The organism is Streptomyces sp. NPDC006335 (assembly GCF_040612795.1).
Classification (GTDB): Bacteria; Actinomycetota; Actinomycetes; order Streptomycetales; family Streptomycetaceae; genus Streptomyces.
Map to the genome: position 1 here is coordinate 517,944 of NZ_JBEXQX010000005.1, position 11,934 is coordinate 529,877.

10 protein-coding genes and 1 pseudogene are annotated in these 11,934 nt (G+C 70.6%); 2 read left to right on the plus strand and 9 right to left on the minus strand.

Going from position 1 to position 11,934, the window contains the following annotated elements:
- Positions 1-8: 8 nt before the first annotated feature.
- Together ABZ098_RS18560 and ABZ098_RS18565 are read right to left on the minus strand one after the other, a co-directional pair.
- Entirely contained in the window at positions 9-221 is a 213-nt protein-coding gene (locus tag ABZ098_RS18560) for a DUF4287 domain-containing protein (RefSeq protein ID WP_356592297.1), read from the minus strand.
- 91 nt (positions 222-312) lie between these two features.
- A complete protein-coding gene (locus ABZ098_RS18565) occupies positions 313-1,689 on the minus strand; it encodes an NAD(P)/FAD-dependent oxidoreductase (RefSeq protein ID WP_356592299.1) in 1,377 nt (458 codons plus the stop codon).
- Positions 1,690-1,956: 267 nt separating this feature from the next.
- Here ABZ098_RS18565 and ABZ098_RS18570 point away from each other — a divergent pair, with 267 nt between their 5' ends.
- Positions 1,957-2,316, plus strand: a complete 360-nt coding sequence (locus ABZ098_RS18570) for a PRC-barrel domain containing protein (RefSeq protein WP_356592301.1) — start codon at positions 1,957-1,959, stop codon at positions 2,314-2,316.
- 18 nt (positions 2,317-2,334) lie between these two features.
- Here ABZ098_RS18570 and ABZ098_RS18575 read toward each other — a convergent pair whose 3' ends face one another.
- Together ABZ098_RS18575 and ABZ098_RS18580 are read right to left on the minus strand one after the other, a co-directional pair.
- Complete coding sequence (locus tag ABZ098_RS18575) at positions 2,335-2,739, minus strand: ATP-binding protein (RefSeq protein ID WP_356013639.1); 405 nt, start codon at positions 2,737-2,739, stop codon at positions 2,335-2,337.
- Positions 2,740-2,891: 152 nt separating this feature from the next.
- A complete protein-coding gene (locus tag ABZ098_RS18580) occupies positions 2,892-4,796 on the minus strand; it encodes an AMP-dependent synthetase/ligase (RefSeq protein WP_356592303.1) in 1,905 nt (634 codons plus the stop codon).
- 153 nt (positions 4,797-4,949) lie between these two features.
- Between ABZ098_RS18580 and ABZ098_RS18585 the strand changes: the two genes are divergently transcribed.
- Positions 4,950-5,183 (plus strand): DUF6480 family protein, encoded by a 234-nt coding sequence (locus ABZ098_RS18585; protein ID WP_356592305.1) that lies wholly within the window; start codon positions 4,950-4,952, stop codon positions 5,181-5,183.
- Positions 5,184-5,186: 3 nt separating this feature from the next.
- Here ABZ098_RS18585 and ABZ098_RS18590 read toward each other — a convergent pair whose 3' ends face one another.
- The 5 genes and pseudogenes from ABZ098_RS18590 to ABZ098_RS18610 all read right to left on the minus strand — a co-directional run.
- Positions 5,187-6,275, minus strand: coding sequence for a glutamate--cysteine ligase (locus tag ABZ098_RS18590; RefSeq protein ID WP_356592307.1), 1,089 nt, complete (start codon positions 6,273-6,275; stop codon positions 5,187-5,189).
- A 108-nt stretch (positions 6,276-6,383) separates the two neighbouring features.
- Positions 6,384-8,591 (minus strand): 1,4-alpha-glucan branching enzyme, encoded by a 2,208-nt coding sequence (glgB, locus tag ABZ098_RS18595; protein WP_356592309.1) that lies wholly within the window; start codon positions 8,589-8,591, stop codon positions 6,384-6,386.
- 3 nt (positions 8,592-8,594) lie between these two features.
- Positions 8,595-9,956: a maltokinase gene (locus ABZ098_RS18600; protein WP_356592311.1), complete on the minus strand. Its 1,362-nt coding sequence runs from the start codon at positions 9,954-9,956 to the stop codon at positions 8,595-8,597.
- A gap of 26 nt (positions 9,957-9,982) precedes the next feature.
- Positions 9,983-11,701 carry a maltose alpha-D-glucosyltransferase gene (treS, locus tag ABZ098_RS18605; protein WP_356592313.1) on the minus strand — a complete coding sequence of 573 codons (1,719 nt, stop codon included), beginning with the start codon at positions 11,699-11,701 and terminating at the stop codon, positions 9,983-9,985.
- Positions 11,698-11,934: pseudogene (locus ABZ098_RS18610) on the minus strand (alpha-1,4-glucan--maltose-1-phosphate maltosyltransferase); the annotation flags it as partial. The pseudogene ABZ098_RS18610 and the gene treS, both read right to left, overlap by 4 nt.

Sequence of the window (11,934 nt, forward strand, 5' to 3'; positions counted from 1 at the left end):
GGAATGGATCACTCGCCCTTGGCCTCCGCGAGGGTGTGGGCGACCAGCGCGTTGGCGTGGCCGTGTCCCAGCCCGTGCTCGGTCTTCAGCCAGGCGACCAGTTCCATGTGCCGGGTCAGCGGCGAGGAGCGGACGAGCTCCTGCCAGTCGGAGATCGGGCGGCCGTACTTCTTCTCGATGGAGGGGAAGTAGCTCGCGGGGCCCTTCACGGTCGCGGCCATGGCGGTGTCCTCTCGGTGGCGCTTGCTGTTCTTCCTACGACCACCGACCGGCCGGAAACCGATCGGCGGCCCGGAGTGATGTGCGCCACACCTACTGGTCCAGCTGTCGTGTCCCCTCGACCTGCGCCCTGACCTGTTCCGGCGTCAGGTACGCGTCCGTGTACTCGAAGTCCTTCAACTTCGCGGGCTTGCGGGCCTGGAAACCGGTGCGGACGAAATCGTCGCCCGCGATGGCGTTGAGCGTCCAGTTCGTCGCCACGCGGACCTTGGCGACATTGGTGCGCAGCGCGGCCCAGTGGTAGCCGCGGGCGGCGAACTGGGCGGGCAGGCCGCGCAGTTCGATGCCGAGCGGCTTGGAGACGGCGTCGGTTCCGCCGAGGTCGACGACCAGGCCGAGATCCTTGTGGACGTACGGCTTCAGGGCCTGGCCCCGCAGTGTCGCGATGACGTTGTCGGCGACCACCTTGCCCTGCCGCATGGCGTGTTGGGCCGTGGGCGGGCAGATCGCGCTGTCGTCGTCCTTGGCCTTGTCGGGCACGGCGGCGGAGTCGCCGAGCGCGAAGACGCCGTCCTGGCCCGGCAGGGTCATCTCGGCGGTCACCGCGAGCCGCCCGCGGATCGTCTCGGCGCCGAGCGTGGCGATCAGCGGGCTGGCGACGACACCGGCCGTCCAGATCAGGGTCCGGGTCGGGATCACCCGGCCGTCGGTGAAGGTGACCTCGTCGGGGCCCGCCTTCTCGATGGAGACCCCCAGCGACACGTCGATGCCACGCCGGCGCAGGATCTCCTGCGCGCTGCGGCCCAGCTTGTCGCCCAGCTCCGGCATCAGCTTCGGGGCGATGTCGATCAGATGCCACTTGATCAGCGACGGGTCGATGCGCGGGTAGCGCTTGACCGCCGCGTGCGTGAGCTTCTGCAGACAGGCGGCGGTCTCGGTGCCGGCGTATCCGCCGCCGACCACCACGAACTGGAGCCGGGCCGCGCGCTCGGCCGGGTCCTGGCTGGCGTCCGCGAGGTCGAGCTGCGAGATGACGTGGTCGCGGATGTAGGCGGCCTCGGCGAGGGTCTTCATGCCGAAGGCGTGCTCGGTGAGACCGGGGATGTCGAAGGTGCGGGTGATGCTGCCGGGCGCCAGCACGATGTAGTCGTACGGCTCGTTGACGATCTCGTCCGTGATGGTGCGGATCACGCAGACCTTCGACTTGAGGTCCACGCCGATCGCGCCGCCCGGGATGATCCGGGTGCGGTACTTCTTGCTGCGGCGCAGGGAGACGGCGATCGACTGGGGCGTCAGCACACCCGAGGCGACCTGGGGGAGCAGCGGGAGATAGAGCTGGTAGGCGAACGGCGTCACCAGCGTGACGTCGGCTTCGTCCGGGGAGAGTTTCCGCTCCAGCCGGCGAACGCATTCGACTCCGGCGAAGCCGGCGCCGACCACCAGGATCCTGGGTCGTGTCACGGTGTTCATCCCTTTCTGCGGCTCCAGGCGGTCTGCCTCGAACGCCCTTCGTCTGCCCGTGCGGGCGCGACGAATGCGTCGAGGACCACCTTGCCCGTCCTGGCCTGAAAGTGCACCGGGAGAAAAGTGAAGGAGGTGCGCGGACCGGACCCGGGGAAACCGCTTGTGAGGATGCCGGTCGCCGAATGTGTGTGCGGCAGAGGGGTATGGGGTGCTGTGGGCCCGCTCGCAGCGAAGAGGCGGGATCCGTGCAGCGCTCGGGAGGGAAGGAGCAGCGTGACCACCGACAGAATCTGGTCGTACGCGCCGGACAGCGGATACGTCGAGGGACAGGACCTGACGGGCTTCAGCGTCGTCGCGAGCGACGGCACGATCGGACACGTGGACCGGCAGGCCGCCCCCCACGGCATGGGACATCTCGTCGTCGACACCGGCGTCTGGATCTTCGGCCGCAGCGTCCTGGTCCCGTTGGGCGTCGTGACGCGGGTCGACACCCAGGGCCGGCGGATCACGCTGGCCTGCACCGGGTCGGAGGTGAAGGCGGCCCCCCGCTTCCGCACCGACAGCGAGACCAGGGACCGTGAGTACCTCGCGGCGGTCGGCGCCTACTATCTGCGGCTCACGGCCACCGCCTGACGGGCCTGGCGGGGCGGTTCACCACGGCAGGAAGACGTGCACATCCTTGCCCCGCTCGTCCGTCACCACGCTGACCTGGTCGCACAGGGCGTGGACCAGGTGCCAGCCGATGCCGCCGCCGCCCGTGCGCGGATCGAAGGAACGGGGGGCCGGCGGCGTCGGGTTGGTGTCGCGAAGCGTGACGTGCACGCCGTCGAAGGTGCGGCGCATGCGCAGCACGAAGGGCCCGGGGGCGTACTGGACGGCGTTCGCGGCGAGTTCCGTGACCACCAGCAGGATGTCGTCCCAGTGTTCGGGGGTCGCGGGCGGCACGCTCTGGCCGAGGTCGTCCAGGAATTCTTCAGCGGCGAGCCGCGCACCCGTCACGCATTGCGGCTCGCCCGCGAAACGGGTGGTGCGGCTCGGAATCGCCTCGGAAGTCAGTGTCTCGTCCCAATGCGGCTCGGTGCCGTGCCGCTCTCACGGCTCGGCGTCTACGGGTTGTCGTACTGTCTCACGTCGACAATGAGCCGTGTTCCCGAGGGCAGGCCGCCCAATCGTCCTCACCTTCGGGAACGCTGCCCACGGGCCGGGTTTCACCGGAACACGTTGTCCGAGTCGTCCCAGCTCAGCAAGTCCTCCGCCGGGGTCCGCCGGGCGCCGGCCGAGCGGGCCTGGTACATCGCGTCGATCTCCGCCGCGTACCGGCGCACGATCTCGTCCCGGCGCAGCTTCATCGACGGCGTCAGCAGACCGTTGGCCAGGTCGAACGGCTCCGGCAGCACCCGGAACACCCGGATCGACTCCGAGCGCGAGACGGTGCTGTTGGCGGCGGCCACCGCCCGCGCGATCTCCTCCCGCAGCGCGTTCTCCTCCCGGGCCTCGCGGGCCGAGGGGTCCTGCTGGGCCACCAGGTTCCCGCGCCAGTGGGCCAGGAACACCGGGTCCAGGGTGAGCAGGGCGCCCACGCAGGGCCGGTTGTCACCCACCACCACGGCCTGGTGGACGAGCGGATGCATCCTCAGCCGGTGCTCCAGGGCGGCCGGGGCCACGCTCTTGCCACTGGTGGTGACGATGATGTCCTTCTTGCGGCCGGTGATCGTCAGATAGCCGTCGGCGTCCAGCCGCCCGAGGTCCCCGGTGGCCAGCCAGCCGCCGTACAGCGCGGCCCGTGTGGCGTGCTCGTCGTTGACGTAGCCCTGGAAGACCGACGGCCCGCGCACCAGGATCTCCCCGTCGTCCGCCACCCGCAGATCCACGCCCGGCAGGGGGCGGCCCACGGTCCCGGACTTCTCCCGGCCCAGCGGCTGCATGGTGATCCCGCCGCAGGTCTCCGTGAGGCCGTACCCGTCGTGGACGTAGACGCCGATGCCCTCGTAGAACAGGGAGAGTTCGCGGTTGAGGGTGGAGCCGCCCGAGGTGGCACGGCGGGCCCGGCCGCCCAGCGCGGCCCGCAGCCTGCGGTACACGGTCCGCTCGTACAGGGCGTGCTGGAGCCGCAGGTCGAACCCGGGACCGGGGCCCTCGCCCAGCCGCTGCCGCTCGCAGGCCAGGGCGAAGTCGCGTGCCGTGTCGGCGGCCCGCTCGAACAGGGCGCCCCGGCCCGCCTGCTGGGAGGCGCGCAGGAAGTTCTTGTAGATCTTCTCGAAGACCGAGGGGACGGCGTAGAAGTAGGTGGGGCGGAAGGACTGGAGGGAGGTCGCCAGCGCCTCCTCGCTCAGGTCGGGCTCGTGGGCCATGAGCAGACCGCCGCGGATGCACACACCCTGGATCATGAGGCCGTACACATGGGAGAAGGGCAGGAAGGCCAGGACGGACGGCTGCTCCCCGGGGGCCGCCGTGATGTGGCGCCAGCCTTCGAGGAGGGTGTCGACGTTGCTCGCGAGGCCGCGGTGGCTGAGCGCGCAGCCCAGCGCGTGGCCCGTGGTGCCGGAGGTGTAGGCGACGACCGCCGTGGAGTCCGGCAGCACGATACGGCGCAGCGACTCGACCGTGGCGAGCGGGATCGTCCGGCCCCGTTCCGTCAGGTCCTCCAGCGCGTCCGCGTCCAGTTGCCAGACGTGGCGCAGCCGGGGCAGCGAGGCGCACACCGAGCCGACCGTCATGACCGCCTGCTCGTCCTCCACCACCACGCCCACACAGCCGGCGTCGCGCAGGATCCATTCGGTCTGTTCGCGGGAGGACGTCGGATAGATCGGCACGACCTCGGCGCCGACCGTCCACAGCGCGTAGCTGAGGACCGTCCACTCGTAACGGGTGCGCGCCATGATCGCCACCCGGTGGCCGGGTGAGATACCGGAGGCGACCAGTCCCTTCGCGAGGTCGACGACCTGGTCCCGCAGCTGCGCCGTCGTCACCTTCTGCCAGCCTCCCGGGGAGCCCTCGGGACGGCGGGCGAGCACCGGCAGGGCGGGCTCCAGTTCCGCCCGCTCGAACACGCTGTCGGCCAGACCGCCGCTGGAGCGCGAGATGGTCCGGGGAGCGAGGGCGAAGTCGCGCATTGCGCTGCTCCTGACGTGTACGGACTGTGACGACGCGGACGAGTTCGGTCATCCGCGGTGCTCGAATCTAGCCCAGGCGCGAGCGAGTGGTACCTGGAATACGGAAGTAAGCGGTCAGCCGTGATCTCGTCGAGATCGGGGCACTCGGACCGCATGAGTCACACGAACCCCGATCCCGAACCCGAGCGCACCACCGGACTGGAACCGGGCGGCGGCGTCCCCCCGGGCGAGACCCCGCCCGCCGAGAGCAGCCTGCCCGAGGCGGGCCCCCGGGAGACGCACAACCCGACCAAGGGCTGGGCCAAGGGGCCGCTGGCCCTGATCCTGCTCCTGGTCGTCCTCGTCGCCGCGTTCTTCCTGGTGTACGCGATCGTCCTGGCCCTGTGAGACCTAGGCCTGGGTCAGCCGTACGCACTCGGTGACCACGCTCCGCAGACTCCCGGTGCGCTCCAGCAGCTCACGCTGCACCCGGGCGCCGTTGCCGTGCCGCAGCAGCTCGGCGCAGGACTCGCGGGCCCGGTCCAGGTCGCCGGTGTCGGCGAGCGCGTCCTCGACGTGCTCGAGGAGGGCCCGTACCACCGTCTCCGCCGGCATGCGGTGCATGGTGGCGGGGTGCAGCAGTTCGCCGGAGAGTCCGCAGCGCGCGGCCTGCCAGGCCGCCAGCCGCAGCAGACTCACACTGTGCGTCACCGGCTCCTTGTCCGCCCGCCACTCGCGCGCGGCCGTCTCCACCAGCCCGCGGGCGAGGGTCGCCAGGAGTGCGGCGGTGTCCGCGTGCAGACAGACGTCCGAGACCCGGATCTCCACCGTCGGGTAGGTCCGGGACAGCCGGGCGTCGAAGTAGATCATCCCCTCGTCCAGGATGACACCGGTCGCCACCATGTCCGCGACCCGCCGGTGATAGCGCTCAGCGGAGCGGAAGGGCTCGGTCGGGCCGGCCGAGGGCCAGCGCTGCCACACCCGGCTGCGGTAACTGCTGTAGCCGGTGTCCTTCCCCTGCCAGAAGGGAGAGTTGGCGCTCATCGCGGCGAGCACGGTCAGCCAGGGCTGAATCCGGTCCACGACGGCGACGGCCTCCTCGTCGGACTCCACGGACACATGGACGTGACAGCCCATGACGAGCTGTTCCTGGGTGGCGATGCCGTACTGCTCCGCCATCCACCGGTAGCGGCGGCCCATACCGATGGAGGGGCTGACGGGCAGCGGCGAGGTGGCCAGGGAAGCCACGGCACACCCGCTGTCGCCGGCGAGGCGGGCGGCCTCCTTGCGGCAGCGCACGATCTCCGCTCGGAGCTCCTCCATCCCCGACTGCGGGTGGGTGGCGAACTCCAGCATCTGGTTGTGCAGTTCCTTCTCGAAGACGTCCTGGTCGGGCTCGTCCTGCTCGGCCCGCGCGAGTACGGCCGCCGACAGCGCCTGCGGCTCGCCGGTCTCGGGGTCGACCAGGAGGAGTTCCTCCTCCACTCCCACGGTGCGCACGTGATGCAGCCCTTTCTCTGGCCCTCGGCGACGACGAGGATGCTGGGTGTCGTACGACCCCGACTGCCCCTTCGGGGCCGGTCGGACACCTCCGTGTCGCCTGCGGACTCAGTCGGGCACCGGGACCAGCCACACCGTCGCGAGCGGCGGCAGGGTGAGGCGCAGCGCCCCGTCCTCCGCCTTGACCGGGTCACGCAGCACGATGTCGCCGCCGCCGTACCGCGCGGCGTCGGTGTTGAGGGACTCCTGCCACAGAGGATGGCCGTCGGGCACGGTGAGGTGGTAGTCCTCGCGCACGACGGGGGAGAGGTTGGAGACCGCGAGCAGCGGACCGCCCGCCGCGTCGAACCTCAGGAAGGCGAAGACGTTGTCCTCGGCCGCGTCCCCGACCACCCACCGGAAACCGCCGGGGTCGGTGTCGCGCTCCCACAGTGCGGGGGTGGCGCGGTAGACGGTGTTCAGATCGCGCACGAGATCGCGGACACCCCGGTGGTCGGCCTCGGCCCCGTACTCCGGGTCGAGCAGCCACCAGTCGGGGCCGTGGGCCTCGGACCACTCGGCGCCCTGGGCGAACTCCTGGCCCATGAAGAGGAGTTGCTTGCCGGGGTGCGCCCACATGAAGCCGAGGTACGCGCGGTGGTTGGCGCGCTGCTGCCACCAGTCGCCCGGCATCTTGGACACCAGCGCCTGCTTGCCGTGGACGACCTCGTCGTGGGAGATCGGCAGGACGTAGTTCTCGCTGTACGCGTACACCATCGAGAAGGTCATCTCGTTGTGGTGGTACTTGCGGTGCACCGGCTCATGGCTGATGTAGCCGAGGGAGTCGTGCATCCAGCCCATGTTCCACTTCAGGCCGAAACCCAGGCCCCCGCTGTCGGTGGGGCGGGTCACGCCGTCCCAGGCCGTGGACTCCTCGGCGATGGTGACGACACCCGGCGCCCGGCGGTACACGGTCGCGTTCATCTCCTGGAGGAAGGCGACCGCGTCGAGGTCCTCCCGGCCCCCGAACACATTGGGGCTCCACTGGCCGGAGTCACGCGAGTAGTCGAGGTAGAGCATCGAGGCGACGGCGTCCACCCGCAGCCCGTCGATGTGGAACTCCTCGCACCAGTACACGGCGTTGGCGACCAGGAAGTTGCGCACCTCGACGCGCCCGAAGTCGAACTCGTACGTCCCCCAGTCCGGGTGCTCGGCCCGCCGGGAGTCGCCGGGCTCGTACAGCGGCTCCCCGTCGAAGCGGGCCAGCGCCCAGTCGTCCTTCGGGAAATGGGCCGGCACCCAGTCCATGATCACACCGACTCCGGCCCGGTGGAGGGCGTCGACGAGGTACTTGAAGTCGTCGGGCGTGCCCAGCCGGGAGGTCGGCGCGTAGAAGCCGGTGACCTGGTAGCCCCAGGAGCCGCCGAAGGGGTGCTCGGCGACCGGCATCAGCTCGACGTGGGTGAAGCCCAGGTCCTTGACGTAGGAGGGCAGCTGTTCGGCGAGCTGACGGTACGTCAGGCCCTGGCGCCAGGACGGGAGATGGACCTCGTAGACCGAGAACGGCGCCTGGTGCACCGGGATGTCACCGCGCCCGGCCATCCACTCCTGGTCGCCCCACTCGAAGCGCGAGGAGGTCACCACGGACGCGGTGGCGGGCGGCACCTCGGTGCTGCGCGCCATCGGGTCGGCCTTGAGGAACCGGTCGCCGTGGCGCGAGGTGATCTCGAACTTGTACCGGGCGCCCTCAGTGATCCCCGGCAGGAACAGCTCCCACACGCCGGACGAGCCGAGCGAGCGCATCGGGAAGGCCTGGCCGTCCCAGAAGGTGAACTCCCCGGCCACCCGGACGCCCTGGGCGTTGGGCGCCCATACCGTGAACCGGGTGCCGGTCACGCCCTGGTGGGTCATCGGCTCGGCGCCGAGCGCCTTCCACAACTGCTCGTGGCGGCCCTCGCGGATCAGATGGAGGTCGGTCTCGCCGAGCGCGGGCAGGAAGCGGTAGGGGTCGTGCACCTCCTGTTCGCCGTCCGCGTACGCCACCAGCAGGGTGTAGTCGGGGATCGCGTCGAGGGGCAGCAGACCGGAGAACAGGCCGTCGCCCTCCGAGGCCAGCCGTCTGCGCTCGCCGCCGATCACGACGCTCACCCCGCGGGCGAAGGGGCGCAGCGCCCGGAAGACGATCCCGTCCGCGACCGGGTGGGCGCCCAGCAGCGCGTGCGGGTCGTGGTGGGCGCCGGCCAGCAGCCGGCCCCGGTCCCCGGGGTCGAGCGCGGGGGCCGGGGCACAGCGCGCCGGTCCGGACGGCTCGGGCAGTGAGGTGTCACGCAAAGCCACGGCTCAGTCTCCTCTCACGGCGAGACGTTCGATCGCCGCCATGGGCACCGGCAGCCAGTCGGGCCGGTGTCGTGCTTCGTACAGGACCTCGTAGACGGCCCGGTCGGTCTCGTAGGCGCGCAGCAGGCCGTGCTTCTTGCGCGGATCCCACCCGGCGAGGGTGGCGTAGCCCCCGCAGAAGGCCTCCCGGCAGCGGCGCGCCCACTCCGGGCGCCAGGGCCGGCGCTGCCGGGCCGCGTAGTCGAAGGAGCGCAGCATGCCCGCGATGTCCCGCACCGGGGACTGGGCGGTGCACCGGTCGGCGAGCGGGCGCGAGGGCTCGCCCTCGAAGTCGATGACGAACCACTCGCGGCCGGCCCGCAGCACCTGCCCCAGGTGCAGGTCACCGTGGACGCGCTGCGCGGGCGGCCCGGAGTCGCAGGTGGCGAGCGCGCCGAACGCGCCCCGCAGGCCGGGGACGAACGGCCGCAGGGCCGGCACGCTGTGCGCGGCGCAGTCCAGGCGTTCGGTCATCGCGGCGGCCGTGGCGCCGTTGTCGTCGTGGCCGCTGCCGGGGAAGGCGGCGGCCAGTGCGAGGTGCACCTCGGCCATCGCCCGCCCCAGCTCGTGCGCCTGCACGGTGAAGTCGTCACCCGAGGCGAGCGCCTGGAGGGCCAGGGCCCAGCCGTCGGACGCGTCGCGCAGATACGGCTGGAGCACGCCGAGCGTGGCCTCCTGCGGATGCGTGGTCCGGAACCAGGCGACCGGCGCCGGCACCCTGCGGCAGCCCTGTCCGGCCAGTGCGACCGGCACCTCCAGGTCCGGATTGACCCCGGGCTGGATGCGGCGGAAGACCTTCAGGATGAACTCGTCGCCGTACACCAGCGAGGAGTTCGACTGCTCGGCGTCCAGCAATCGCGGCGGGAGCCCGCCGGGCACCGGTACCGAGGGGGCGCGTTCGAAGCACAGGGGGCCGGCCGTGCCGGGCCGGCGCAGCCGCTCCAGCAGCAGTTGCGCCGAGCGCGGGTCGTGCAGGGCGTCGTAGATCGTCAGGCCGGCCAGGGGGCCCTGCTCGGCGCGGCCGATGAGGGCGCGGCCCAGGCGCGGCGAGAGGTGTTTGCGTACGCCGAGCAGCAACTGGTAGCAGTCACCAGCCGGCGCGCCGCCGCCGGGCGCGGGCACCCCGCCGTGACCGGTGTGGACCAGCAGGTGCAGACAGCCCGGGAACAGCTCGGTCATCGACAGCAGACCGAGGTCGCTCACGGGCCGGTCCTTGCCCGCGAACCAGCGCTGCCGCGGCAGCCATTGGCGCAGCAGCTCGCCGAGCGAGGCCATGAGATCGGCCGCGGGCGCGGGTCTCGGGCTGAGGGGTGCGGTCTTCGGCATGGTGACGCGTCCTTTCGTCGGCACGCTCAATGGCGTCGGCCGATGCGGGATGCGACTCGGGAGAGCCGGAACCAGTAGAAGCCGTGCCCGCCGAGGGTCAGCAGATACGGCAGTTCACCGATGGCCGGGAAGCGCACCCCGCCGAACAGCTCGACCGGGTGCCGGCCGTCGAACTCACGGAGGTCCAGCTCGGTGGGCTGGGCGAACCGCGAGAAGTTGTTCACACACAGGACCAGGTCGTCCTCGTACTCCCGCAGGAAGGCCAGGACCGCCGGGTTGGAGGACGGCAGCTCGGTGAAGGTGCCGAGGCCGAACGCCGGGTTCTGCTTGCGGATCTCGATCATCCGGCGCGTCCAGTGCAGCAGGGAGGACGGGGAGGCCATCGACGCCTCGACGTTGGTGACCTGGTGCCCGTAGACGGGGTCCATGATGATCGGCAGGTTGAGCCGGCCCGGGTCGGCCGTGGAGAAGCCCGCGTTGCGGTCGGGGGTCCACTGCATCGGGGTGCGGACGGCGTCCCGGTCGCCGAGCCAGATGTTGTCGCCCATGCCGATCTCGTCGCCGTAGTAGAGGATCGGCGAGCCGGGCAGGGACAGCAGCAGGGCGGTGAACAGCTCGATCGTGTCACGGTCGTTGTCGAGCAGGGGGGCCAGGCGCCGTCGGATGCCGATGTTGGCGCGCATCCGTGGGTCCTTGGCGTACTCGGCCCACATGTAGTCGCGCTCCTCGTCGGTGACCATCTCCAGGGTCAGCTCGTCGTGGTTGCGCAGGAAGATGCCCCACTGGCAGTTCTGCGGGATGGCCGGGGTCTTGGCGAGGATCTCCGAGATCGGGTAGCGGGACTCGCGGCGCACGGCCATGAAGATGCGGGGCATGACCGGGAAGTGGAAGGCCATGTGGCATTCGTCGCCGCCGGCCTGGTAGTCGCCGAAGTAGTCGACCACGTCCTCCGGCCACTGGTTGGCCTCCGCGAGCAGGACCGTGTCCGGGTACATCGCGTCGATCTCGCGCCGCACTCGCTTCAGGAACTGGTGTGTGGCGGGGAGGTTCTCGCAGTTGGTGCCCTCGGCGGCGTAGAGGTAGGGGACGGCGTCGAGGCGGAAGCCGTCGATGCCGAGGTCGAGCCAGAAGCGGAGGGCGGCCAGGATCTCCTCCTGCACGGCCGGGTTCTCGTAGTTGAGGTCCGGCTGGTGGGAGAAGAAGCGGTGGAAGTAGTACTGGCCGCGGACCGGGTCGTGGGTCCAGTTGGAGACCTCGGTGTCGACGAAGATGATCCGCGCGTCCTCGTACTGCTTGTCGTCGTCGGCCCACATGTAGTAGTCGCCGTAGGGGCCGTCGGGGTCCTTGCGGGACTCCTGGAACCACGGGTGCTGGTCGCTGGTGTGGTTCATGACGAAGTCGATGATCACGCGCATGCCGCGCTGGTGGGCGGCGTCGACGAACTCCACGAAGTCGGCGAGGTCACCGAACTCCGGAAGGACGGCGGTGTAGTCCGAGACGTCGTAGCCGCCGTCCCTGAGCGGTGACTTGAAGAAGGGCGGCAGCCACAGGCAGTCGACACCGAGCCACTGGAGGTAGTCCAGTTTCGCGGTCAGGCCCTTGAGGTCACCGACGCCGTCGCCGTTGCTGTCCTGGAAGGACCGGACCAGCACCTCGTAGAAGACCGCGCGTTTGAACCAGTCGGGGTCCCGGTCCTTGGCCGGGGTGTCCTCGAAGGTGTCGTGGACGGGCTCGTTGACAGTCACGCTGTGGATCCTCCGCTCTGCGGCGCCGACCTGCGGACCTGGAACAGGTGCGCCGGTGCCCGGCCGGGCTCCAGGCGCACGTAGTTGTTTCTGCCCCAGCGGTAGGTCTCACCCGTCAGTTCGTCGTGCACGGACAGGGACTCGTGCCATTCCAGGCCGAGTTGCGGCATGTCCAACGAGACCGTGGCCTCCTGGGTGTGGTGCGGATCGAGGTTCACGACCACCAGAACCGT